The organism is Frigoribacterium sp. CFBP 13729 (assembly GCF_014841875.1).
Taxonomy (GTDB): Bacteria; Actinomycetota; Actinomycetes; order Actinomycetales; family Microbacteriaceae; genus Frigoribacterium.
In genome coordinates, this window is sequence record NZ_JACYUR010000001.1 from 77512 (window position 1) to 101500 (window position 23989).

Here is a 23989-nt window from a genome sequence, read left to right on the forward strand (position 1 = left end):
CCTAGCTCTCTTCGATCGACCCGCGCTTGCGGGACAGGGTGACGTTGAGGAGGACGGCGAGCACGATGATGACACCGCGCACGACGCTCTGGAGGAACGAGTCGACGCCGAGCAGCACGAGCCCGTTGCCGATCAGGGTGATGAAGATCACGCCGAGGAACGTGCCGACGAGGCTGCCGCGCCCGCCCGACATGGCCGTGCCGCCGATGACGACCGCGGCGATCACGTCGAACTCGAGGCCGTTCGCCGCGCCGGCGTTGCCGGAGCCGAGGCGGGCGGCGAGCAGGACGCCGCTGAGCGCGCCGAGCATGCCCATGATCGCGAACAGGATGACGCGCACCCGGGCGACCTTGATGCCGGCCAGGCGTGCTGCCGCGGCGTTGCCGCCGATGGCGAAGACCGAGCGGCCGAAGGCGGTCTTGCGGGCGACGAACGCGAAGACCAGGAACGCGACGATCATGATGACCGCCGGGGTCGGCACGCCGACGATCGTGCCGGTGAGGAACGGCATCACCGGCTCGTCGAGCGGCAGCGGAACGGGCAGGGCGTCGGTGCCGAACTGGCCGAGGCCGCGCAGCACGCTCCAGAGCCCGAGCGTCGCGATGAACGACGGCACGAGGAACCGGGCGCGCAGCACGCCGGCGAGAGCGCCCCAGCCGGCCCCGACCACGAGGGTGATGAGGATGGCGAGCAGGGCCGGCAGGCCCCACTGCGTCATCGCGACGGCCACGATCACCGACGACAGGGCGACGGCGGGGCCGGTGCTCACGTCGATCTCGCCGGCGATGATCACGAGGGTCATGCCGGTGGCGGCGATGCCGATCAGGGCGGCGTCGCGGAGCAGGCCGCTCTGGTTCGCGATCGTGAAGAAGCCGACCGCGTTGAACATGAGGTAGAGGTACAGCAGCACGATCGCGACCAGCAGGCCGACGATGTTGACGAGGGTGGTGTTGCGGCGGAACGCGTCGCGGACGCGGCCGAGGGCGGAGTCGCGGGGCGCGCCTCCTCGTCCCGGGGCCGGGGCGGTCGTGGGGTCGAGCGTGGTGGTCATCGGGTCGTCCTTCTCTAGCTCGAGACCATGGAGGCCTGGAGCAGCACGGGCAGGGAGATGTCGGGGGCGCGGAACTCCTCGCGGAGCCCGCCGTCGCGGAGCACGAGGACGCGGTCGCAGGCGAGCGGCAGCTCTTCGATCTCGCTCGAGACGAAGACGACGAGCTTGCCGGTGTCGGCGACGGCGCGCATGATCTCGTAGATCTGCGCCTTCGCCTCGACGTCGACGCCGCGGGTGGGCTCGTCGAGCAGCAGCACACGGCTGTCGGCGTGCAGCCAGCGGGCGATCACGGCCTTCTGCTGGTTGCCGCCGCTGAGGGTGCTGATCGGGCGCGACAGGTCGTGCGCCTTGATGTTGAGCTTCTCGGCGAGGGCCCTCGTGGCGGTGGCGATCGAGCCGGCCGACAGCGCGCCTCCTCGGCTGACCTTCGCGAAGTCGCTCATGACGATGTTCTCGTCGATGCCGAGACCGGGCACGACGCCGCGGCCCTTGCGGTCCTCCGGGGTCATGCCGACGCCGAGCGCGAGCATGCGGGAGGCGGTGGGCCGGTCGACGACGGAGCCGGCGATCGCGATCGTGCCGGCCGCGGCCGGGCGGAACCCGGCGATGGCCTGCAGCAGCTCGGTGCGGCCCGAGCCGAGCAGCCCGGCGATGCCGAGCACCTCGCCGGCACGGCCCTCGAAGCTGACGCCGCGGAGCTTCGGCGCCACGTCGAGGTCGGTCACGCTGAGCAGCACCTCTCCGGAGGTCACCGGGCGGGTGGCGACGGCGCGCTCCTCGGGGTCGGCGCCGATCATCAGCTCGATGATGTGGGCGGTGTCGCTGCCCGCTATCGAGACGGTCTCGACGACCTTCCCGTTGCGCATCACCGTCGCGGTGTCGGCGATCTGCCGGATCTCGTCCATCCGGTGGCTCACGTAGAGCACGGCGACGCCCTGCGCGGCGAGCCGCTTGACGGTGTCGAGCACGAGGTCGACCTCGGCGGCCGCCAGGGCGCTGGTGGGCTCGTCGAGGATGAGGAGGCGCGGGTCGTCCTGCAGTGCCCGCCCGATCTCGACGATCTGCTGCTGGGCGAGCGTCAGCCCGGCCACCTCGGCGTGTACGTCGATGTCGGCGCCCAGGCGCGCGAACGTGGCGCGGGCCCGCTCGACCATGGCGCGCGTGTCGATGCCGAACCGGCCGCGGGGCCAGCGGCCCATGGCGAGGTTCTCGGCGACCGTCACGCCGGGGACGAGGCTGAGCTCCTGGTAGCAGGTGGCGACCCCGGCGGCGGAGGCGGCGGTCACCCCGCCGTCGCCGAGCGGCTGACCGCCGAGCAGCACCTCGCCGGTCGTCGGGGTCTCGACGCCGCTGAGCAGGCGGATCAGCGTGGACTTGCCGGCGCCGTTCTGGCCGAGCAGGGCGCGGACCTCGCCGGCGTGGACGGCGAAGTCGACCCCGTCGAGGGCGGTGACGCCGGGGTAGACCTGGCTGACGCCTCGGGCCTCGGCGATGGGCGCGCCGCGGTCGCGCTCGGGATCGAGCGGCACGGCCGGGGTGGCGGCTGTCGACTCTGACAAGGGGATCCTCCGTGGATCGGGTGGTGGAGAGGGGGAGCGGACGAGGAGGAGCCCGACGGGTCGCCGTGCTCCTCCTGCCGATCAGGGGAGGCCGTCGGGGTGGGTCTCGGACCAGCCTGCGGCATCCGCCGGCAGGTACAGGTCGATCGGCGCGGCGACGACCTTCTCGTCGGGCGTCTTGCCGTCGATCGCGTCCTGGGCGGCGGCGAAGGCGAGCTTGCCGGCCTCGATGCCGCTGATGTCGACGACCGCCTTGAGCACGGAGCCGTCGGCCAGCTCAGCCGCGATGTCGCTCGTCATGTCCGAGCCGAAGACGGCGACCTGGCCGGTGAGGCCGCGGGTCTGGACCGCCTTGTACGCACCCACGGTCGCGCCTCCTGCCTCGCCGTAGAGCCCGTCGAGGTCGGGGTTCGCGCTGAGCATCTGCTCGGCGGTCGAGACGGCCGTGTCGACCTCGGCGCCCTCCTGGTTGGCGACGAAGACCGTGCCGGGCAGCGCGGCGGTCAGGGCTTCGGAGAAGCCCTTGTAGCGCTGCTGGCAGACCTCGTACTGCTCGCAGTTGATGACGCCCATCTTGGGTGCCGTGATGCCGGCCTCGGTGAAGTAGGCCGCGGCCTGCTTCCCGAGGTCGCCGCCGAACTTCAGCGGGTCGCCGAGCACCCAGGCCGTCACGTACTGGTCGACGGCGTCGTCGCTGACGCAGGTGTTGTAGCAGATCACCGGGATGCCGGCCTCGCTCGCCTGGCGCACCGCGGGGACGCTGCCGTCTGTCGAGACGGCCGACATGATGATGGCGCTGACGCCGGAGGAGGTCAGCGTGTTCATGAACGAGCTCTCCTTCGAGACGTCGCCCGCCGAGGTCGACTCGAGGAAGTCGACGTTCTTGGAGTCGGCGTCGGCCGCGTCCTGCACGCCCTTCTTCACGCCTCCGTAGAAGCCCTGCGAGTCGAGGTAGAGGGCGCCGATCCGCTCGGCCCCGCCCTCGCCGCCGTCGGCGGTCGGGATCGAGCAGCCGGCGAGGGCGGCGGCGGCCGCGAGCAGCGCGGCCGCGGAGAGGACGCGGCGTCGCGTCCTGGTGCGTGTCGTCATGGTCATGGTTCCTTCCTAGGGGCGACCGGCGTCGTCGCCGGTCGTGATCGCGGGGGCGGTCGGGTCGGGTGTGGAGACGGGGGAAGCGGGGGAGACAGGGGAGGAGCGACGCGGCAGGTCGGTCCCGAGGTCGGTCCGCAGGTCGCCGACCACGTCGCGGAGCCGCTGCACCTCGGCGTCGCGCACGTCCTGCGGGTCGTCCTGGAACAGCAGCATCGTCGGCAGCGAGGTCGCGAAGTAGTCGACCTCGGCCGGGGTCCCGGCGAGCTCGTCGACGAAGGCGTCGAACCGGGCGAGCAGCGCACGAGCCTCGCCGTCCGCGCCGAGGCGGGTCAGCGCGGTGACGGCGGCGGCGCTCCGCTCGGTGAAGGCCTGGGTCGCCATGCCGGCGAAGTCGCCGGTGGCGGCCGCGGCCTGCTGCCAGGCGGCGCGAGCCCCCTCGTCGTCGCCGAGAGCGGACAGGGAGTCGCCGAGGGCGAGGTGCAGCCCCGCCGTCGTCTGGAGGGGATGACGTGCCTCGCCCAGGCTCGCCGGGGGCTCGAGCGCGGACTCGACCCGGGCACGAGCCTCTGCGGCGTCACCCGCCGCGAGTGCCTCGCCGGCGGCCGCCAGCTGGGCTGCCTCCCAGACGCCGAGCACCTGGCCCTCGCCGCCCTCCCAGGGCTGGAACCGACGTGCCGCCACTGCGGAGATCGCGTCGTGGTGCCGGCCGACGAGGGTGAGCAGCCGGGCCCGGACCACGCTGAGGTCGTCCCGCTCGTCGACGAGGTCGGGACGCAGCTCGAGGGCACGGAGGCGGTCGGCCGGGGCTGTGCCGCGGCGCTCGGCGAGCTGGTCGGCCTCGAACAGCAGCCGGGAGTCGTCGGGACGACGGCGCCGGGCGGCCTCGAAGTGCGTCGCGGCCAGCTCGGGGTCGTGCTCGACGTTGTAGGCGGCGATGCCGAGGTTGCGCTCGGCGACCGCAGCCTGTGCGTCGTCGACGTCGCCCAGGAGCGCCCGACGCCAGGCGTCGGCGGCGTCGGTCCCACGGCCGTGGGCGTAGAGCCAGCTGCCCAGCAGCGACCAGGCGAGGCCGTCCGTGGGGACGACCTGCACGGCCTCGACGAGGACGGCGACGTCGTCGAGCCGGGAGGGGAGGCAGCGGGTCGCGTCGACCGCGCGCAGCGCGACGAGCGCACGACGGGCCTCGTCCGTGCGGCCGGCACGGGCCAGCAGGGAGGCGCGGTGGTAGCCGAGCAGGGGACCGACGTTCACCTGCCCCTGCGCGGTCCGGGGGAGCTGCGCCTGGGCGAGGTCGAGCACCGAGAGGGCCTCGTCGAGCCAGCCGGCGGAGCCGTACTCGAGCGCCACGTCGAGCAGGGTGGGAGCGTCGTCCGAGAGCACGCGGCCCGCCAGGTGTCGCGCCCACTGGTCGAGCGGGTCGAGCGCCAGCGTCTCGTCGAGGAGCGCGTCGGCCTCGTCGCGCCGGTCGAGCGCGCGGAGGACGAGGGCGAGGAGGTCACGTGCCTGCAGGTTGTCGGCGTCGCGTCGCAGCACGTCGCGGAGCAGCGGCTCGGCCGCGGCCGGGTCGGAGCGTCCGAGCAGCCGGGCCCGGGCCAGCGACGCGGGGGCCGCCCAGGCCGCGTTCCAGGCGGACTTGGCCAGCGCCTCCTTCGCCTCTGCGGTGCGGCCGAGCCGTGTCAGGGTCAGGCCGAGACGGTAGAGGGGCTCGCCGTCGGCCGGGTTGGGCGCCCAGGCGAGCTGCCGCGCGACCGCGGTGCGGAGCAGGGCGAGGGCCTCGTCGTAGCGGGCCGCGTCGTGCAGCCGCGTCGCCAGGGCGACGTTCACGCGCACGTCGCCGGGGTCGCGGCGGAGGGCCTCGCGCCAGTACGGCTCGGGCGAGCGCGTCGCGTGCCGGTACTGCTGCAGGTACTGGCCGACGAGGAACAGCTCGTCGACGGTCGCGACGTCGGCGGGCGCGGGCGGGGCGACGGCGGCGGCCGGGGCGGCGTCCGTCTCGTCCGTTCCGTCTGCGTCGCTCGCGTCGGCCGCTCGCGCCTCTGCGTCGAGCTGCGCGAGGACGTCGCGGCCGTCGACAGCCACGAGGAGGCGCCCGTCGGCGCGGGCCTCGACGACGAGCTCGTCGAGCATCGTGCCGGCGGGCAGGGGGCGGTCGAGCACGGCGGGCAGGCCCGGGGCGACGGAGGCGCGGTGCCGGTCGAGCACCGAGCCGTCGCGAGACAGGACGACGACGTCGACCTCGTCGTGGACGTGCGTCACAGCGAGCCCGACGCGGAGCACGGGGGCGCCGTCGCTGCTGCCGGCGCCGACGAGGTCGACGCGCATCGCGGCGTCCCGCGTGGCCTGGTGCGCGGGTCCGATCTCCGTGATCGGGTACCAGAACTGGCTGAAGGTCTTGGTCTCGCCCGGGGCGAGGAACGAGAAGTCGGGCTGGTTGTCGGTGTAGACGCCGGCCATCAGCTCGACGTAGGGGCCGTCGGAGTCGGTGAGGTTGTCGTCCCAGGCCCAGCCGAAGGGCGCGTCGCCCCAGGTCCACTGCTTCTTGCCGGGGGAGATCGCCCGGTCGGCCCAGTGCACGAAGCCGGCACGGCGGCCGTGGTCGTAGCCGCCGAAGAAGTCGTCGTCGGTCGCGGTGACCATGTACGAGGTCGGCACGGGGATGTTGCGGTACCAGTCGAGGCGGTCGGCGTCGGGGCGGTCGGCGTCGACGCGGGCGGGGTAGTCGACGCCGTAGTACTCGCCGGCGACCCGGGGGAAGTCGACGACGGCGCGCTTGGCGTGGTCGGCGACGTGACGGACGTCGGTGGGGAAGAACGACTGGTAGTCGTCGCCCACGGCGGCGGCGACGTTCGCCCACCAGAGGAACGTCTGCGTCTCGTCGCTGCGGTTGAACAACCGCACGCGGGCCTCGATCAGCGAGGAGTCGGGCCGGAGGCGGATGCCGTGCATGCCCTTCATGCGGGCGAACGGGTCGTGGTCGGAGCACCAGACGGTGACGGCCCCGTCGGCCTCGCGCTCGATCGACACGTCGGTCGGCAGGAACGTCGCGGGGCGGTGGTGCTGGGGCCAGTTGAACTCGACGCCGCCGGAGATCCACGGACCGGCCAGGCCCACGAGGGCGGGCTTGACGACGTTGTTCCGGTAGAAGATGTCGTAGTCGGCGGTCTTGTCGTAGGTGACGTGGATCCGCCCGCCCAGCTGGGGCAGGATCACGAGGCGCAGCCACGGGTTCTCGAGGTGGACCGCGTCCCAGGCATGCGGCTGCTTCTCGGGCTCGATGCTCTCGTGGAACGGCAGCGGGAAGACCCGCCCGGACGATCCTTGGTAGACGCGGGAGTCGAGGAAGGCCGGGTACCGGTCGGGCTCGCCCGGCAGGTACGTGTCGACGACGAGGGGCTCCGACCAGGCGGCGACGCCTGCCGAGGCCTGGTCAGCGGGCACGGGGGGAAGAGTCAACCTCGACTCGGCGGTGAGCATGAGGCCAGCGTACGGAGGCGGGCGACGCCTCCGGAACGCCCGATCCTGCGGCATGCCTGGACGAAACCACGATTCGCATCCATGATGGCGGGATGACCATCGAGGACGGCTTCCCCGGGCAGCGCCTGCTCGTCATGCCTCGCCCCCGCGTCCGGGCGGCCCTGGCACGGCCCGGCACGTCGCACCTCGTCGTGACCGACGCCGGGTACTTCCCCGAGGCTAGGGCGCACGGGATGGCCCGGCCGGAGGGGGTGCCGCAGAGCGTCGTGCTCGTCTGCGTCCGCGGCGCCGGCTGGTGCGTCGTCGACGGCATCCGTCACGAGGTGGCCGCCGGCCAGGTCGTGGTGGTCCCGCCGGACGCGCCGCACGAGTACGGCTCGGGCGACGCGTCGCCCTGGACGTTGTGGTGGCTGCACCTCGACGGTCGCGACCTCGCGGAGTTCCTCCGGGTGGCGGGCCTCTCGTCGTCGGCTCCCGTGCGGCAGCTGTCGGACGTCTACCGCGTGGTCGCGCTCATCGAGGAGGTGGTGCAGGCGATGGAACGGGACCAGACGTTCGCCAGCGTGCTCGCCGCCTCCGGCGCCGCCTGGCACCTCATGGCGCTGCTCTGCTCGGAGCGTCGCGTCGGCAGCCCCCGCGAGTCCGCCGTGGAGCAGGCCCAGGAGTACCTGCGGCAGCACGTGACGGAACGCGTCTCCGTCGACGAGCTCGCCGCGCTGGCCCGGCTCAGCCCCTCGCACTTCGCCGCCCGCTTCAAGCAGGAGACGGGGTCGACGCCGCTCCGCTACCAGACGCAGCTCCGCATGGCGCGTGCACGGGAGCTGCTCGACACGACCGACCTGCCCGTCGGGCTCGTGGCCGACCGCGTGGGCTATGTCGACCCCTTCTACTTCTCGCGGCAGTTCCGGGCCGTGCACGGGCTCACGCCCGTCGCGTACCGGGCCCAGCGCAAGGGCTGAGGCACCGGGTCGGGCTGCCGACGGGCGGGCGGACCGGCGTCCCGCCCGACCTGCCGCCCGGCCTGCTGCCGAGCCTGCTGCCGAGCCTGCTGCCGGGTCGTGTCGGCGGCGGCCGCTACGGTGTCGAGCACGCCCCGCGACGCTCGTCGCCCGGCCGGACCTGCACGAGGAGGCCCCCATCTACATCGCCGACGACACCGTGGTGACGAGCCCCACCGACCTCACGACCTGGGCCGCGTGCGAATGGGCGTTCCTGCGCCGGCTCGACGCGAAGCTCGGGCGGATCGACGCGGTGGTCGACGAGGTCGACGCCATGCTCGATCGCACGGCACGGCTCGGCGACGACCACGAGGTGCGGTTCCTCGCGCAGTTGCGGGCGACCCACGACGTCGTCGAGTTCGAGCGGCCGTCCCGCGACGAGTACCCCGCGGCGGCGCGGGCGGCGGCCGACGCGATGCGGGCCGGGGCCGACGTGCTCTACCAGGCGACGTTCTTCGACGGGTCGTTCATCGGGTTCAGCGACTTCCTGGTGCGGAACGACGCCGGCGAGTACGAGGTGTACGACACCAAGCTGGCCCGGCACGCGAAGATCCCCGCGCTGCTGCAGCTCGCCGCCTACGCCGAGCAGATCGAGGCGCTCGGCATCCGGGTGGGCGCGCAGGTGCACCTCGTGCTCGGCGACGGGTCGCGGTCGACCCACGACCTGGCCGACGTCTCGCCCGTGTTCCGGGCCCAGCAGGCGCAGCTCCGGGCCGTGGTCGCCGAGCGGGTGCGCGCGACCGAGCCCCTGGCCTGGGGCGCCCCGGGCGTCACCGCGTGCGGCCGTTGCTCGCAGTGCTCCGCGCAGGTCGAGCGGCACCGCGACCTCGTGCTGGTCGCCGGGCTGACGCTCACGCAGCGCTCCCGGCTGAACGACGCCGGCGTGCACAGCATCGACGAGCTGGCGGTCAGCACCGGCGGCGTGCCGGGCGTGGGCGGCGCGGCCCTCGCGCGCCTCCGGGGGCAGGCGCAGCTGCAGCTGGCGAGCGAGCACGGCCGACCCGAGGTGCGTCTCGTCGACGCCGGGGCGCTCGCCGCGATCCCTGCGCCCGACCCCGGCGACGTCTTCTTCGACTTCGAGGGCGACCCGCTCTACACCGAGGGCGACAGCAGCGTGTGGGGCCTCGACTACCTCTTCGGCCTCGTCGACCAGGAGGCGCGGTTCACCGCGTTCTGGGCGCACGACCTCCGAGAAGAGCGACGTGCGCTCGTCGCGTTCCTCGCTTACCTGCGCGAGCGGCGGGCGGCCCACCCGGGCATGCACGTCTACCACTACGCCTCCTACGAGCGGACCCACCTGCTGTCGCTGGCCGCCCGCCACGGCGTCGGCGAGGAGGAGATCGACGACCTCCTGCGCGACGGCGTGCTCGTCGACCTCTACCCGATCGTCCGCAAGGCGCTGCTCGTCGGCTCGCGCAGCTACTCGATCAAGAAGCTCGAGCCCCTCTACATGGGCGCCGACCTGCGCGACGACGCTGGGGTCGTGAACGCCGCCGACAGCATCACGGCGTACGTAGAGGCGATCACTGCCCTCCGCGCCGGCGACCCCTCGGGTCAGGCCCGGCTCGACCAGGTCGCCGACTACAACGAGTACGACTGCCGCTCGACCCTGCGGCTGCGCGACTGGCTGCTCGGCTTCGCCGCGACCACCGACGTCGACGCCTCGGACGACCTGCTGCCGCTCGTCGACGACGAGCGCGTCAAGGCCGAGCCCGACCCCGTCTACGTCGAGCTCACCGCCCTGCTGGCCGACGTCGACCCGCTCGACCGCGACGCCGACCAGACGGCGCTCGCGCTCGCGGCGGCGGCGATCGACTACCACCGGCGCGAGGCCAAGACGTTCTGGCAAGAGCACTTCGACCGCCTGCGCGGCCCGGTCGACGAGTGGGGCGACACCCGTGACGTGTTCGTCGTCGAGCGTGCCGAGGTGGTCCGCGACTGGGAGAAGCTGCCGCGGGCCCGCACCCTCTCGCGCGACCTGCGCCTCGTCGGCTCGCTCGGGCCGGGCAGCCGTCTCAGCGCGGGCGGTCCGTCGCCGCACCTCGTCTACGACGCCCCGCTGCCGCCCACCGTCCGGGCGGCCGGGCCCGGCCTCCGCGGGGCGACCGCCCGCGCGACGGTGCTCGACGTCGACGCGGACGGAGACAGCGTCGCCCTGCTCGTCAAGGAGTCGCTGGCGAGCGGCGGAGAGCCGCACCACCAGTTCCCGCTCGCGCTGACGCCCGCCGCACCGCCGCGGGCGGCCCCGCAGCCCGAGGCCATCTCGGAGTGGGGCCGCGCCCTGCTCGACGAGCTGCCGGCGATGCGACCGGACCCGGCGCTCGACCTGCTGCGCCGGGTCCCGCCGCGCGGGGGAGTCGCGCCCGTCGTCGGCGACGACACCGTGGCGGCCGTGACCCGGACGCTGCTCGGGCTCGACCGCTCGTACCTCGCCGTGCAGGGCCCTCCCGGCACGGGCAAGACCTACGTGGGCTCGACCGTCGTCGCCCGCCTCGTGAGCGAGCACGGCTGGCGCGTCGGCGTCGTCGGGCAGTCGCACGCGGTCGTCGAGAACTTCCTCGACGCGGTCGTCGCCAAGGGCGTCGACCCGTCGCGCGTCGTCAAGGTGCCCAAGAAGGGCACCGACGCCGAGACGCTGGAGGCGGCGGCCTGGACCCCGGTCAAGGACGGCGCCGCGGTGGCCGGCTTCCTCGCCGGGGCCGGCGAGACCGGCGGCGTCGTCGGCGGCACGGCGTGGACCTTCGCCAACGGCGACACGATCGCCCGCCGGTCGCTCGACCTGCTCGTGGTCGACGAGGCCGGGCAGTTCTCGCTGGCCCCGACCATCGCCTCCTCGGTGGCGGCCCTGCGCCTCCTGCTGCTCGGCGACCCGCAGCAGCTGCCCCAGGTCAGCCAGGGTTCGCATCCCGAGCCGGTCGACACGTCGGCGCTCGGCTGGGTGGCCGACGGACACGACGTGCTGCCTGCCGAGCTCGGGTACTTCCTGTCGCGCACGTACCGGATGCACCCCGCGGTGACGGCGCCGGTGTCACGGCTCTCGTACGCGGGGCAGCTCGAGTCCCGCGCTCCGTCCCGGCTGCTCCAGGGCGTCGAGCCGGGGCTGCACGTCGCGCCGGTCGTGCACGCGGGCGACACGACGTCGTCGGTCGACGAGGCCGAGCGGGTCGTCGAGCTCGTGCGCGACGTCGTCGGTCGCCGCTGGACCGACGAGCACGGCAGCCGCTCGCTGACCGACGACGACGTGATCGTCGTCGCGCCCTACAACGCGCAGGGTGCGGTGATCCGAGAGCTGCTCGACCGCGCGGGCTACGCCGGCACGACCGTGGGGACGGTCGACCTGTTCCAGGGCCGGGAGGCCGTCGTCGCGATCGTCTCGCTCGCCGCGGCCTCGGCAGCCGACATCCCCCGCGGTCTCGACTTCCTGCTGATGCCGAACCGGCTCAACGTGGCGATCTCGCGCGCGAAGTGGGCGGCGTGGCTCGTGCACTCGCCGGCGCTGGCGTCGTCGATGCCGACCTCGATCGCCGGTCTCGGGCTGCTGTCGCGGTTCATCGAGCTCGTCGAGGGCGGCGCGCACAGCTAGCCGGGCGGCCAGCCGGGCTAGCCGGACCAGCTACCGGGTCAGTCGACGCGAACGCGACAGAACGACGCGGAAGACCACGTCGTCGTGTCGCTCTCACATCGCCGGGCGCCTCGCGGCGGCGGCTCGGGCGCGCTGCGCGGCGACGAGGACGGCCTCGACTGTCGCCAGCGCGACGTCGGCGGGGTCGTGCTCCCAGACGCGGACGACTCGCCAGCCCGCCCTGGTCAGTTCGGCGTCGTGACGGGCGTCGCGCTGCCGGTTCGCGAGCAGCTTCGAGTGCCAGTACGTCGCGTTCGCCCGGGGGAGATGGGTGTGCGCCGGGCAGAAGTGCCAGAAGCAGCCGTCCACGAAGACGGCCACCAGGAGGCGCGGGAACAGCAGGTCGGGCCGGCACCGGCTCACGCCCCGCACCGGCCGGTCGACGAAGTAGCGCCAGCCGCGGGCGTGCAGGGCCCTCCGCAGCAGCCACTCGGGCTTCGTGTCGCGGCGGCGGATGCGGCTCATCCGGAGACGCGTCGCCGCGTCCGAGTCGAACTCGTCGGTCGTGGGTCGCCCTGGGTGCGACGAGGAGGGCATGGATGACGACGCTAGGGCGAGGAGACGCCCGACCCCACCCGGGCGGCGTCGCCTGTGGACACTCGACGGCTGCGTCGCTCGGAGGAGGAACGGCAGGCCAGAACCGGCCTCAGGGGCCGCCGAGCAGGACGCCGACCAGCCAGACGCCCGGCAGCACGAGCATGACGATGGCGACGTCGACGACGAGCAGGGCGACGTCGACGGCCTCGTGCTCCGACGGCTCGCTCGAGGGGAGCACCGTCGTCACCGCAGCGACGGCTCCGACCGCACCCGCCGTCGGCACCGTCACCGCCAGCGCCGTCGCGGCGACGATCGGCCCCGGCACGGACCACGGCACGCTCACGAGCAGGATCGCCGCAGTGACGCCCACGAGGCCGCCGAGCACGGCGACGACACGGGCGACGCGCACACGGCGACGCCTTGCCGGAGACGGCGCCGGCGACGGCGGGGGCGTCGGGGAGTCCATGCCGCGCAACGATACAGACCGGTCGGATCATGCGACACCGGGCTGCACGAGTCTCCTCCCCGGGGCTGAGCCGCCCGGCCAGAGCGCCGTCGAGGCGCCGGGCCGAGTCGCGAGCCTCAGTCCTGCGGCTTGGGCGCCACCACGAAGAACAGCACCCCGGAGACGACCACCGTCAGCACCGCGACCACCAGCAGCGGCGACGACACCCCCGACACGAACGAGGCGCCGCCCGACGCCGACGTCACGAGCCGGCCGATGAGCAGGGCCGCGGTCGCGAGGCCGGAGCCGAGCAGGCCGACGCGAGCCAGGTCGTGCAGGCGACGGGCGTCGTCCGCCGTGGCGCGCCTCCTCTGCCTCGGCACGAAGAGCACGACGGCCAGCACGGCCACAGCCAGCGGCACCACGGCACCGAGCGTCAGGGCGAGCTGGACGATGCCGAACAGGGCGGGCACGCCCTCGGGCTGGGTGTTCACGGCGGTCCTCACGGGATCGGGGCGGAGCAGGCAGGCGCGACGAAGGTCGCGTGACCATCTTGCCTGGTCGTCTCCCGCACCTGCTGACCGGGGCCGAGGAGGCGCGGGTCGCGCTCCTGGGCTCGCTCACGGCTGGACGGCAGACGTCGCCCAGACGACGTCGCTAGGGTCGCTGCGACGAGAGGGGGGTCGTGTGTTCGACGCCACCGGCCTCATGGGCCTGCTGCTGATGATCGTGGGAGTCCTGCTCCTGGCGGTCGCGCTGCCGCTCATCGGGTCGTTCCTGCTCGACGGGCTGATCCAGATCGTGCGTGGGGACGGCCTCCGGGTCTTCGGGCTCGCTGCCGTGCTGTCGCTCGTCACGGCCCTCGTCGGGGTCGCTCTGCTCGTCGGCGCCCGGCAGGTCACCGACGACATGGTGTCGCTCGGCATGCTCGAGAACGGGCTCAGCGGGCTCCTGTCGGTGCTCGTGCCCGCGATGGTCGTGCTCGCCGTGATCCAGTTCGTGCGGCGCCAGGTGCGCGCACGTCGCCAGCGCGCCGCGTAGCTTCCTGCACGGCCCGCGCACGCGCCGTACCTCCTGCCCTCAGGCCGGCTCTGTGGCTCTCGCGCTGGTCAGGGCAGGGGAAACACCCGAAAAGGGACAAGGCACCCTCGGGCCCGAAGGTGTCTTGTCCCTTTTCGCGTATCCAGCGCAGGAGCCGGCCGGCGCGGCCGCAGCGCCTAGTAGCGGGGCTTGCGGTCGCGGTCGCGGTCGCCGTCGCGACGGGGCGCGCCGCCGCTGCGACGGTCGGGCTTGATCTCGATCAGCGTGCCGCTGATGCGGGTGTCGACCAGGCGGTCGAGCATGTCGCGGCTGATGTCCGAGGCGAGCTCGACGATCGAGAAGTCGGGACGGATCTGGATCGCTCCGAAGTCGTCCCGGCTGAGGCCGCCCTCGTTGGCGAGGGCGCCGACGATCTGACGGGGCTCGACGCGCTGACGACGGCCGACCTCGATCCGGTAGGCGGTCATCGGCTTCGAGGTGCGGGGGCCGCGCTCGGCACGGTCGCCGCGGTCGGAGCGCCCGCCACGGTCGTCGCGCGAGCCGGATCCTGCGCCGCGGTCGTCGCGGGCCGGACGATCGTCACGGCGAGCCGGACGCTCGTCGGCGGGGTCGAGCAGCAGGGGCGTCTCGCCCTGCGCCACGACCGCGAGGGCGGCGGCGACGTCAGCCTCGGGCACGTCGTGGTGCTCGACGTAGTGGCCGATGATGTCGCGGAACGCGCTGATGCGCGCCTCCTGGGCGAGCGCCTCCGTGATCTGGTCGTCGAAGCGCGCGAGGCGCGTGACGTTGACGTCCTCGAGGGTGGGCAGCTGCATCTGCGTGAGCGGCTGGCGCGTCGCCTTCTCGATGGCGCCGAGGAGGCGGCGCTCACGGGGGGTGACGAAGCTGATCGCCGCACCGCTGCGGCCGGCACGGCCCGTGCGGCCGATGCGGTGCACGTACGACTCGGTGTCGATGGGGAGGTCGTAGTTGACGACGTGCGTGATGCGGTCGACGTCGAGGCCGCGGGCGGCGACGTCGGTCGCGACGAGGATGTCGAGCTTGCCGCTCTTCAGCTGGCCGACCGTGCGCTCGCGCTGGGCCTGGGCCACGTCGCCGCTGATCGCGGCGGCCGTGTAGCCGCGGGCACGCAGCTTCTCGGCGAGGGTCTCGGTCTCGCTCTTCGTGCGGACGAAGATGATCATGCCCTCGAAGGCCTCGACCTCGAGGATGCGGGTGAGGGCGTCGACCTTCTGCGGGTACGACACCATCAGGTAGCGCTGGGTCGTGTTGACCGAGGTCGTGGTCTTGGCCTTGACCGTGATCTCTTCGGCGTCGTTGAGGTACTGCTTCGAGATGCGGCGGATCTGGGGCGGCATCGTCGCGGAGAAGAGCGCGACCTGCTTGTCGTCGGGGGTGTCGGCGAGGATCGTCTCGACGTCCTCGGCGAAGCCCATCTTGAGCATCTCGTCGGCCTCGTCGAGCACGAGGTACTTGAGCTCGCTCAGGTCGAGGGTGCCCTTGGCCAGGTGGTCCATGATGCGGCCGGGCGTGCCGACGACGACGTGGACGCCGCGGCGCAGCGCGCTCAGCTGGACGCCGTAGGCCTGGCCGCCGTAGACGGGCAGCACGTGGACGCCGCGCATGCCGCTGGCGAACTGCTCGAACGCCTCGCAGACCTGCAGGGCCAGCTCGCGCGTCGGCGAGAGGACGAGGGCCTGCGGCTTCTTGGCCGAGACGTCGAGTCGGGACAGGATCGGCAGCGCGAAGGCAGCCGTCTTGCCGGTGCCGGTCTGGGCCAGGCCGACGACGTCGCGTCCGCCGAGCAGGGTGGGGATGGTGGCCGCCTGGATGGCGGAGGGGGTCTCGTAGCCGATCTCCTTGATCGCCTTGAGCACCTGGTCGCTCAGACCCAGGTCCGAGAACGTCGGACCGATCTCGGGTGCATCGGCGTCGATCGTGTCGTTCTCGGTGGTGTCGCTCATCCTGCAAGGGTAGAGGACTGCGGCTGCTCCCACGGCCGCTCGGCGCTGGCGGGTCGTCGAGACGCGCCCGGCGAGGCAGGTCAGGCGCCGCCGGTCGGTCCTCTTGAGCCGGCTGCGCCTGCCGAGCCGGTCGTCCCCGGCGCCGGCGTCTGCGGGCCGACGATGCTGATGGGCGAGGTGTCGAGCCGCTCGGACTGGACGACGACGCGCTTCACCCGGCGCCGCAGCGAGCGCCGCGCGCCGGGGGTGGCCAGCAGGCTGCCGAGCACCAGGCCGGCGCCGATGGCGAGCGTCGTCGAGACGGAGCCGACCACGTCGAGCGCTGCTCCGCCCGTGCCCGCCATGACGTTGAGCAGCGCGGAGGCGACGGCGAGCGACGGCAGGAGCGAGCCGCAGAAGGCAGGCACGGCGATGGCCGTCGCCGAGACGCGCAGGCGCGCCGCGATGACGGTGCTGAGCGCCCCGAGCAGGGTGGCCACCAGGAACGTCGCGCCGAGCAGGGGCACCTCGAGCTGCTTCAGGCACCACAGGGTGACGGTGCCGACGAGGGCTACGCCGATCGCGACCGGCACGACGCGGGCGTTGGCACCCTGCGTGACGGCCGTCGCCGACGCGGCGAAGAAGGTCGTGACGAGGAGGAGCCAGATCGGCAGGGTCCGGAGCGTGATGTCGGTCGGGTCGACCTCGATCGACAGGCCGGAGGTGAGGGCCAGCCCGCCGGGGATGCCCACGGCGATCCCCGCCACGATCAGGGCGATGATCAGCGCCCGGGACAACGCCATCGCGCGGAAGCCCGAGATGGCGTCCTGGGCCCAGGTGACGATCGTCACGTGGGGCAGGATCAGCACCACCACGGCGGCCACCATCGCGGCGGCGCTGCCGGCGCCGACCGCGCCCGCCCAGATCGCGAGCGACCCCACGGCGGCGACGCTCGCCGACTGCAGGGCGACGATGAAGAAGTTCGGGATGCCCTTGCGGGTGAGCCAGCGCCCGAGGACCATCGCGCCGACCATCAGGACGAAGGCCCCCGCCGCGCCGGCGAGCGAGCCGCCGGCCTGCAGCGAGACGGAGACGCCGAAGAGGCCCATGGCCGCGTCCGTGATCCAGGTCGGCCAGCGCGGGGGAGAGCGCAGCACCGTGACCAGCCCCTCGACGGCGCTCGTCATGTCGCGTTCGTCGTGCAGCAGCTCGTCGACGATCTGGTAGACGAGCGAGAGCCGGTGCAGATCGCTGCCCTCGGCCGCGACGACCCGCATCTTCACGAGGGGAGGGCCCTCGACGGGCGTGTACTGCACCGTGATCGCGGTGCCCGTGATGTCGAGCTCGAGCGGGGCCAGGTTCCACTTCGTGCCGACCGCGACGATCGCGACCTCGACGGTGCGGACGTCGGCGCCCGAGGCGAGCATCACCTCGCCGAGGTCGAGGCAGAAGTCGACGATCTGACGCGGCGAGTAGAGGTCGCCGAGGTGGCCGTGGGCGGGCGTCGTGCCCTCGTAGATCGTGCCGCGCAGGCGGGCGCGGACGTCGCGCATCTCCTGCGCGTCGACCCGACGACGGCGGACGCGCGCCGGACGCGGTGCCGGGGGCGCCTTGGGCGCACCCCGCCCCGACGCCTTGGCCGGGGCCTTCGGCGGCGTCCGGTAGGTGGGGATCCAGGGAGCCGCAGGGTCCCGGGTGGTCCCCGGCACCTCCTGGTGCGTGCCCTGGCCGGCGGGGCTGCTGCCGGGCACGTCGGGGGCGGTCCCCGGGGCGCCGACGGGAGCAGACCCGTCGGCGGCGGGTCCCGCCTCGGGCGCCGCAGGTCGCCTGGGCGGCGGGTCGTACGCCCGCGGGCCGTCGGCGAAGCCAGGCGTGCCCGCCCGGGTCGGCGTCCCGTCGCGGTCGGCAGGTCGGTCGGAGGCGGGGCGTTCGGACATCGGGACGAGTCTAGGCAGGCGCGCCCGGCGAGTCGCTGCGACCGTCGGCGACCGGCGCGTCCCCCGCGGACTCGGCCTCCGCCTCCTGCGCCCGCTGCCGGGCGAACATCTGCGGGACGATCCTGAGGAACGTCCAGACGTCGCCGCGGTCGTAGCTGTCGGGCGACTCGTCGCCCCCGAGGAACGGGTACGGCACGGGCACGTACACCTGGTCGGGACCGAGGGGACCCGTGCGGCGGGCGACCTCGTCGAGGTGGGGGCGGCGGAGGACGAACTCGTCGAAGCCCTCGTCGGACAGGACCATGGCGTCGAAGTGCTCGAGGGAGTCGAAGCGGCCGTAGTCCTTGAACGCGTCGCGGAACGGGTGCAGCACCCCGAAGGTGCCCTGCCGCCGGTCGTGGAGGAACACGTGCCCCAGGTGCGAGTAGCCGACGACGTCGGTGTACGAGCGGTGCAGCCCCTCCCAGCCGGGCAGGTCGCCGACGGGCCGGGGCGACGGGAGGAGGTGGTAGCCGGGCGAGCCGGACGCGGGCTCGGCCCCGGGCCCGGAGGCGGGGTCGGCAGCAGGCGCGGCCACCAGCTCGGGCGCCGGCCCGGCGGGGGTGCTGGCAGGCGCGCTGTCGGGTGCGACCGCGGTGTCCTGGGGGCTCGTCGTCGAGCGCCGGAACGGGTTCCTCATTCGCGTGAGCTTAGGGGGACCGCGCGCGCCCGTCGAGAGCTGACGAGAACTCAGGAGGTGGTCCGCCCGAGCGCAGGACCCACCTGCGGGAATGCACAGGCGCCGGGCCGGTTGCACCACGGATGAGCTCTGCCGACACCACTTCCCCTGACCCCTCGACCACCTCCACCTCCGCCCCGCGCACCGCGCTCGTGGTCGGTGCGAGCGGCATCACCGGCACCGCGCTGGTCGAGCGCCTCACGGCGGACGGCTGGGACGTCCTCGCGCTGTCGCGCCGCGCCTCCTCGGCCCCCGGCGTCCGCGGCATCGCCGCCGACCTGCGCAGTGCTGACAGCCTGCAGGAGGCGCTGGCCGGCGAACGCCCGACCCACGTCTTCTTCACGGCCTGGTCGCGCCAGGAGACCGAGGCCGAGAACATCGCGGTCAACGCGGGCATGGTCCGCGACCTGCTCGCCGCCCTGGCGCACGCGCCGGTGCAGCACGTCGCCCTGGTCACCGGCCTGAAGCACTACCTCGGCCCGTTCGAGGCGTACGCCGCGGGCGAGATGCCCGACACGCCGTTCCACGAGGAGGAGCCCCGCCTCGACACCCCGAACTTCTACTACGCGCAGGAGGACGAGGTCTTCGCCGCCGCCGCGCGCCAGGGCTTCACCTGGTCGGTGCACCGCTCGCACACCGTGATCGGCTACGCCGTCGGCAACGCGATGAACATGGGCCTCACGATCGCCGCGGCGGCCGCGCTGAGCCGCGAGCACGGGCTGCCGTTCGTGTTCCCGGGCAGCGAGACGCAGTGGAACTCGCTCACCGACATGACCGACGCCGGCCTGCTCGCCGACCACATGGTCTGGGCGTCGACCGACCCTGCCGGCGCGGACGAGCCGTTCAACGTCGTCAACGGCGACGTGTTCCGCTGGCGCTGGATGTGGCCCCGCCTCGCCGCGCACCTCGGCGTGGACGCGTCGCTGGTCTCCGGTCCGTCGGGCGCGCCGCAGCCGCTCGAGGTGCAGATGGCCGGTCGCGAGGACGACTGGGCGGCGCTCGCCGCACGTCACGGCCTCGTCGAGCCGGACCTCGCGCGCGTCGCGTCGTGGTGGCACACCGACGCCGACCTCGGCCGCGAGATGGAGGTCGTCACCGACATGGGCAAGAGCCGCGAGGCCGGGTTCGTCGGGTTCCGCCGCACCGAGCGTGCGTTCACCGAGCTCTTCGACCGGTACCGCGCGGCACACCTGGTGCCGTAGGGCGGCTGCGCCGCGCCCGCGGGGCCCGCGGGCTCTCCGGACTCCACACCGGCTCGGGACGTCTGACGCGCCGCGGGACCGCAAATGCCGACCGTCGTACCCGCAATAGTGGTTTTTCCGGGTGGTGGAAGCCAGATGCGCTGCCGATGGTCGGCATTGGCGGAAGGCGGGCTAAGTCGAGGAGGCGCGGGCCGGCGACTAGGGGAGGCGCGGGTCGTCCGCCGGGCCGTCGGACGCGTCGTCGAGGCGGGGGGCGCCCTCCGCGAGGGGCACGTCGTCCGCGTGGGCGAGGATCGACTGCGCCGTGGCGCCGAGCACCACGGTGGCGTCGACGCCGCGCGCCTCGGCCAGGGCTGCGCTGAGGCCGGCCGCGAGGCTGCCTCCAGCGGCTCCCAGGGTCGAGACGACCGCCTCCTGCTGTTCGGTCAGAGGCTCGTCGGCCTGCTCGGCGATGACCTCGCGCAGGTTGTCGTCGCTGGCGTCGAGCGCCTCGTCGTCGCCCTGCGTGATGGCGGCGGCCTGGGACACGATCGCGAGTGCGAGCTCTGCGGCGTCGCGCTCGGGCGTGCGGTCGGTCGGTGTCGTCTCGTCCATGCGGCGACCGTACGCCGCACTCGCGAGCGATCGTCAGGCAGCTCGGAGGCAACGTGCGTCGGACAGCTCGGAGGCAGCGCGCGTCAGGCGTCGAGCAGGCCGCGGATGTCGTCCGCGGTGAGCGACGAGCTGAAGACGGCGTCGTCGTCGACGACCGCGTCGAAGAGGGCGGCCTTCTTGCGGCTGAGCGCGAGGACCTTCTCCTCGATCGTGTCGTTCGCGATCATCCGGTAGACCATCACCCGCTTCGTCTGGCCGATGCGGTGGGCGCGGTCGACCGCCTGCGACTCGGCGGCGGGGTTCCACCACGGATCGAGCACGAAGACGTAGTCGGCCTCGGTCAGGTTGAGGCCGACCCCGCCGGCCTTGAGGCTGATGAGGAACACCGGCGACCCGCCCGAGCGAAACCGCTCGATCACGTCGGCCCGGCGCCTCGTCGACCCGTCGAGGTACTCGTGGGCGACCCCCCTCTCGGCGAGTCGGTCGGCGACGCGTGACAGGAACGACGTGAACTGGCTGAACACGAGCGCACGGTGCCCGCCCGCGACCACGTCGTCGATCTCGTCGAGCAGCTGGTCGAGCTTCGCCGAGGGCACGTCGTCGTAGGCAGGGTCGATCAGCACCGCGTCGAGCGCGAGCATCCGCAGCAGGGTGAGCGAGCGGAACACGATGAACCGGTTGCGGTCGAGGTCGTCGATGAGGTCGAGCAGCTTGAGGCGCTCCCGCTGCAGGAACGCGTCGTAGAGCTCGCGGTGCGCGGGTGCCAGGTCGACGCGGAGCACCTGTTCCTGTTTCTCCGGCAGCTCGGGTGCCACGAGCTCCTTCGTGCGCCTCAGCATCAACGGGCGGATCCGACGCCGCAGCGCCTGCAGCAGCTCGGGGCGCTCACCTGTCGCGATCGGCTTCAGCCAGTCGTCCGAGAAGCGGACGCTCGTCGAGAGCAGCCCGGGCGCGACGATGCGGAACAGGGCCCAGAGGTCCAGCAGGCCGTTCTCGAGCGGGGTGCCCGTGATGGCGATCGTCACCGGCACGTCGAGGTCGACGGCGCACCGGTGCGTCTGCGACTGCGGGTTCTTCACGTTCTGGGCCTCGTCGAGCACCAGCGCCGCCCACGAGTGCGCGGAGTACGCCGCGAAGTCGAGACGGAACAACGCGTAGGAGGTGACCACCACGTCGGCCTCGGCCGCCGCCTCCCGCAGGCTCCCGCGGCTCTTCGCCTCGGTCTCGGTGATCGTGCGGACCGTGAGGCCCGGGGTGAAGCGCGCGGCCTCGGCGGCCCAGCCCGAGACGACGGAGGTGGGGGCGACGACGAGGAACGGGGCAGGCGTCGGGGCGTCGGGCGAGTCGCCGCCGCCGGAGGAGCCGGCGCTCGCTGCTGCTGCTGCTGCTGCTGCCGCTGCCGCTGCGGTTGCCTCGGTCTCGCGGACGTGCGCGACCAGCGCGAGCGTCTGCAGCGTCTTGCCGAGCCCCATGTCGTCGGCGAGGACCCCGCCGAGCCCGTGCTCGTACAGGAACGCCAGCCAGCGGAAGCCCTCGAGCTGGTAGGGCCGGAGCGTCGCCGTGACCGACATGGGGACCGACACCGACGAGGCAGCGGCCACGACGCCGGCAGGGCCACGGTCACCGTCGTCGGCGCCCTCAGCGCCGTCGGCACCCTCGGCCGCATCGGCCAGCGCGAGCAGCCCGCCCACCGTCCGCCGCCAGCTCTCGGCCTGCACGGTCGCGTCGGCGAGGTCGTCGAACTCGGCCCAGAGCCCGGCTTGGTAGCGGCTGATGCGCGGCGTCTCGACCTCCCACTCGTCGAGCGAGGTCGCCTCGTCGATCAGGCGCTTGAGCTCGTCGAAGGCCGGGTGCGTCAGCGAGAGGTACGACTTGTCGACGAGCAGCATCTTGCGCTGCCGCTTGGCCAGCGCCGTGAGCAGCGGGACGAACGGCACGGTGCGCCCCTCGATCGTGACGAGCACGCCGAGGTCGAACCAGTCGCGCTTGTCGGTCTCGATCGTCGTCACGGTCAGGTGCGGCGCCTCCGTGAGCTCGCGGTAGTCGGGGCGCTCCCCGACGACGTCGACGCGGACGTCGCGTCGAGCCTCGAGGTCGGGGAGGCGCGCGTGTGCGAACTCGGCCGCCGCGACCCCGCGGAGCCTCGTTCCCCGGGCGGGGACCCCCCATGACTCGACGTCGGGCACGACGACCCCGGGTGCCGGCGCCGCCGAGCCGAGGGGCACGACGCGGCCCGCGACCTCCCAGTGCCAGGCGAGCGTGAGGCTGTCGCCCGTGCCGAACGCGGCCGTCAGCACGAGCTGCGGCGGCAGCACCTCGGGGAACACGACGGAGTCGTCGCTGCTCGTCACCGCCACGGCCTGCTGCAGCGAGGGGTAGAAGTCGCGGAGGAACTCGTCCGCGTCGTCGGCGGGCACGACGACCTCGCGCGCCGACGTCAGCAGCCGTCGCTGCTCGTCGCCGAGCGGCACCGGCGTCGGCGCGAGCACGATCGACAAGGAGGGGTCGGGCGTCACGAGGTAGACGCCGTGGTCGGCCACCGTGCCCGTCTCGTCGCCCGTGCGCAGCGCGCCGTCGACCGTCACGCCCGCCACGAGGACGAGGCCCCCGTCGTCGTCGCGTCGAGCGTCGACGCTCACGCGGGCGCTCGAGGCGACGGTGACGTCGGTGCTCCGCTTGCCCGTCACCAGGGCGATCCCGAGCCGGTCGGCCTCGTCGAGCAGGGGCCAGAGCAGCGGACTGGAGAAGTCGTCGAGCATCAGCCAGTCGCTCTCGCCCGGCACGTAGGCCGCGTGCACCGAGCGGTGCAGGGCCGCGAACTGGCCGAACCAGGCGTGCACGTCGGCCGCGATCTGCAGCCGGTTCATCTGGTACGGCAGCGACGTCCACGTCAGGTCGCCCCGCACCCAGTTGCCCGTGCGGCTGAGGCTGACCGGTCGCACCCCGAGACGCCAGGAGGCGCCCGCCGGCCCGCCGAGGGAGGCCCCCGTCACCAGCCCGCCCCCACCCGTCCCGCCCCGGCCCAGCCCGCCCGAGGCACGGTCGTGCGCGTCGACGAGCGGTGCGGGCGAGGGGGCGTCCCACCGGCTGCGCGACGGTCGTGCCCGCGGTCGACGCTCGAAGAGGAGGCCCATCCGGGTGGTGCGGGCGTCGACCGGCCGCGGCGGATCGGTGAGCTGCGACAGGCGCGAACGCCAGTCAAAGGAGGAGGAGGGACCCGTGCCGGGGCCGGCCGCGGTCGAGATCGAGGCCCCCGCGGCACCGCCGGAGGAGGCGACCGTCTCGTCGTCGCCGGCGATGCCCGTCGACCAGCCCGCGCCTCCGGCGGTCGAGGCGGCCTGCACGAACCCCGCCCCGGGCGTCAGCACCCGTGCGTTGTTGGCCAGCAGCGCGGCGGCGACGTGCTTGCAGTCGCCGCCGAGCGGGCAGCTGCACTCGCTGCTCGTGGGGCGACCGTGCTCGCCGCGGCCCGGGGCGAGGACGACGCGGCACCGGTAGGGCGCGGCAACGCTGCCGCGCACCTCGGCCGTGAGCGCCTGCCCCTCGACGTCCCACGAGGAGGAGAGGACGTGGTCGTCCCTCGCGTATTCCTTGGCGCGGGAGAAAGCGCGAGGCCCGACCAGGCGGATGACGTCGACGGCGTCGACCAGGGGCGCGGGTGCACCGGGCTCCGGGGACGCGTTCATGACCCCATGCTGTCAGGTGCCGACGACATCGACGCCGTCCTCGTCCAGGCCTCGGCGCGCCCGGTCGGCGGTGCCCTGCGCGCCTCGTCG

General features: G+C 73.6%; 16 protein-coding genes. 4 read left to right on the forward strand and 12 right to left on the reverse strand.

Annotated features, from left to right (window positions below; genetic code table 11):
- Position 1: 1 nt before the first annotated feature.
- The 4 genes from IFT77_RS00330 to IFT77_RS00345 form a co-directional block, all read right to left on the reverse strand.
- Positions 2–1051: an ABC transporter permease gene (locus IFT77_RS00330; RefSeq protein ID WP_192041510.1), complete on the reverse strand. Its 1050-nt coding sequence runs from the start codon at positions 1049–1051 to the stop codon at positions 2–4.
- Positions 1052–1065: 14 nt separating this feature from the next.
- Positions 1066–2610, reverse strand: a complete 1545-nt coding sequence (locus tag IFT77_RS00335; RefSeq protein ID WP_192168968.1) for a sugar ABC transporter ATP-binding protein — start codon at positions 2608–2610, stop codon at positions 1066–1068.
- Positions 2611–2691: 81 nt separating this feature from the next.
- Complete coding sequence (locus IFT77_RS00340) at positions 2692–3705, reverse strand: substrate-binding domain-containing protein (protein ID WP_197980372.1); 1014 nt, start codon at positions 3703–3705, stop codon at positions 2692–2694.
- A 9-nt stretch (positions 3706–3714) separates the two neighbouring features.
- Complete coding sequence (locus IFT77_RS00345) at positions 3715–7176, reverse strand: DUF5107 domain-containing protein (protein WP_192168969.1); 3462 nt, start codon at positions 7174–7176, stop codon at positions 3715–3717.
- Between the two features lie 92 nt (positions 7177–7268).
- On the opposite strand from IFT77_RS00345, the gene IFT77_RS00350 reads away from it, so the two are divergent.
- Positions 7269–8135, forward strand: a complete 867-nt coding sequence (locus IFT77_RS00350) for an AraC family transcriptional regulator (protein WP_123545404.1) — start codon at positions 7269–7271, stop codon at positions 8133–8135.
- A 202-nt stretch (positions 8136–8337) separates the two neighbouring features.
- Positions 8338–11757, forward strand: coding sequence for a TM0106 family RecB-like putative nuclease (locus tag IFT77_RS00355; RefSeq protein ID WP_371740845.1), 3420 nt, complete (start codon positions 8338–8340; stop codon positions 11755–11757).
- A 93-nt stretch (positions 11758–11850) separates the two neighbouring features.
- On the opposite strand, the gene IFT77_RS00360 is transcribed toward IFT77_RS00355, so the two are convergent.
- The 3 genes from IFT77_RS00360 to IFT77_RS00370 all read right to left on the reverse strand — a co-directional run bounded on the left by IFT77_RS00360 (position 11851) and on the right by IFT77_RS00370 (position 13272).
- Positions 11851–12333: a very short patch repair endonuclease gene (locus IFT77_RS00360; RefSeq protein WP_192041514.1), complete on the reverse strand. Its 483-nt coding sequence runs from the start codon at positions 12331–12333 to the stop codon at positions 11851–11853.
- A 109-nt stretch (positions 12334–12442) separates the two neighbouring features.
- Positions 12443–12742, reverse strand: coding sequence for a hypothetical protein (locus IFT77_RS00365; RefSeq protein ID WP_192041515.1), 300 nt, complete (start codon positions 12740–12742; stop codon positions 12443–12445).
- A 173-nt stretch (positions 12743–12915) separates the two neighbouring features.
- Positions 12916–13272 carry a hypothetical protein gene (locus IFT77_RS00370; protein WP_192041516.1) on the reverse strand — a complete coding sequence of 119 codons (357 nt, stop codon included), beginning with the start codon at positions 13270–13272 and terminating at the stop codon, positions 12916–12918.
- A gap of 193 nt (positions 13273–13465) precedes the next feature.
- Here IFT77_RS00370 and IFT77_RS00375 point away from each other — a divergent pair, with 193 nt between their 5' ends.
- Positions 13466–13819 carry a hypothetical protein gene (locus IFT77_RS00375; RefSeq protein WP_192041517.1) on the forward strand — a complete coding sequence of 118 codons (354 nt, stop codon included), beginning with the start codon at positions 13466–13468 and terminating at the stop codon, positions 13817–13819.
- Positions 13820–13995: 176 nt separating this feature from the next.
- On the opposite strand, the gene IFT77_RS00380 is transcribed toward IFT77_RS00375, so the two are convergent.
- The 3 genes from IFT77_RS00380 to IFT77_RS00390 all read right to left on the reverse strand — a co-directional run bounded on the left by IFT77_RS00380 (position 13996) and on the right by IFT77_RS00390 (position 18378).
- A complete protein-coding gene (locus IFT77_RS00380) occupies positions 13996–15783 on the reverse strand; it encodes a DEAD/DEAH box helicase (protein WP_192168970.1) in 1788 nt (595 codons plus the stop codon).
- Between the two features lie 80 nt (positions 15784–15863).
- Positions 15864–17699 carry a threonine/serine exporter ThrE family protein gene (locus IFT77_RS00385; RefSeq protein ID WP_244638371.1) on the reverse strand — a complete coding sequence of 612 codons (1836 nt, stop codon included), beginning with the start codon at positions 17697–17699 and terminating at the stop codon, positions 15864–15866.
- Positions 17700–17709: 10 nt separating this feature from the next.
- Positions 17710–18378 (reverse strand): T6SS immunity protein Tdi1 domain-containing protein, encoded by a 669-nt coding sequence (locus IFT77_RS00390; RefSeq protein WP_192041519.1) that lies wholly within the window; start codon positions 18376–18378, stop codon positions 17710–17712.
- A gap of 122 nt (positions 18379–18500) precedes the next feature.
- Between IFT77_RS00390 and IFT77_RS00395 the strand changes: the two genes are divergently transcribed.
- A complete protein-coding gene (locus IFT77_RS00395; RefSeq protein WP_192041520.1) occupies positions 18501–19619 on the forward strand; it encodes an SDR family oxidoreductase in 1119 nt (372 codons plus the stop codon).
- A 198-nt stretch (positions 19620–19817) separates the two neighbouring features.
- On the opposite strand, the gene IFT77_RS00400 is transcribed toward IFT77_RS00395, so the two are convergent.
- Both IFT77_RS00400 and IFT77_RS00405 read right to left on the reverse strand, forming a co-directional pair.
- Positions 19818–20213: a hypothetical protein gene (locus tag IFT77_RS00400; RefSeq protein ID WP_192041521.1), complete on the reverse strand. Its 396-nt coding sequence runs from the start codon at positions 20211–20213 to the stop codon at positions 19818–19820.
- A gap of 83 nt (positions 20214–20296) precedes the next feature.
- Entirely contained in the window at positions 20297–23899 is a 3603-nt protein-coding gene (locus tag IFT77_RS00405) for a DEAD/DEAH box helicase (protein WP_192168971.1), read from the reverse strand.
- Positions 23900–23989 lie beyond the last annotated feature (90 nt).

Coding starts and splice junctions, on each gene's coding strand:
- IFT77_RS00390 (WP_192041519.1), bottom strand. CDS start 18,378: ATGAGGAACCCGTTCCGGCGCTCGACGACGAGCCCCCAGGACACCGCG.
- IFT77_RS00350 (WP_123545404.1), top strand. CDS start 7,269: ATGACCATCGAGGACGGCTTCCCCGGGCAGCGCCTGCTCGTCATGCCT.
- IFT77_RS00380 (WP_192168970.1), bottom strand. CDS start 15,783: ATGAGCGACACCACCGAGAACGACACGATCGACGCCGATGCACCCGAG.
- IFT77_RS00360 (WP_192041514.1), bottom strand. CDS start 12,333: ATGCCCTCCTCGTCGCACCCAGGGCGACCCACGACCGACGAGTTCGAC.
- IFT77_RS00395 (WP_192041520.1), top strand. CDS start 18,501: ATGAGCTCTGCCGACACCACTTCCCCTGACCCCTCGACCACCTCCACC.
- IFT77_RS00405 (WP_192168971.1), bottom strand. CDS start 23,899: ATGAACGCGTCCCCGGAGCCCGGTGCACCCGCGCCCCTGGTCGACGCC.
- IFT77_RS00385 (WP_244638371.1), bottom strand. CDS start 17,699: ATGTCCGAACGCCCCGCCTCCGACCGACCTGCCGACCGCGACGGGACG.
- IFT77_RS00400 (WP_192041521.1), bottom strand. CDS start 20,213: ATGGACGAGACGACACCGACCGACCGCACGCCCGAGCGCGACGCCGCA.
- IFT77_RS00330 (WP_192041510.1), bottom strand. CDS start 1,051: ATGACCACCACGCTCGACCCCACGACCGCCCCGGCCCCGGGACGAGGA.
- IFT77_RS00340 (WP_197980372.1), bottom strand. CDS start 3,705: ATGACCATGACGACACGCACCAGGACGCGACGCCGCGTCCTCTCCGCG.
- IFT77_RS00345 (WP_192168969.1), bottom strand. CDS start 7,176: ATGCTCACCGCCGAGTCGAGGTTGACTCTTCCCCCCGTGCCCGCTGAC.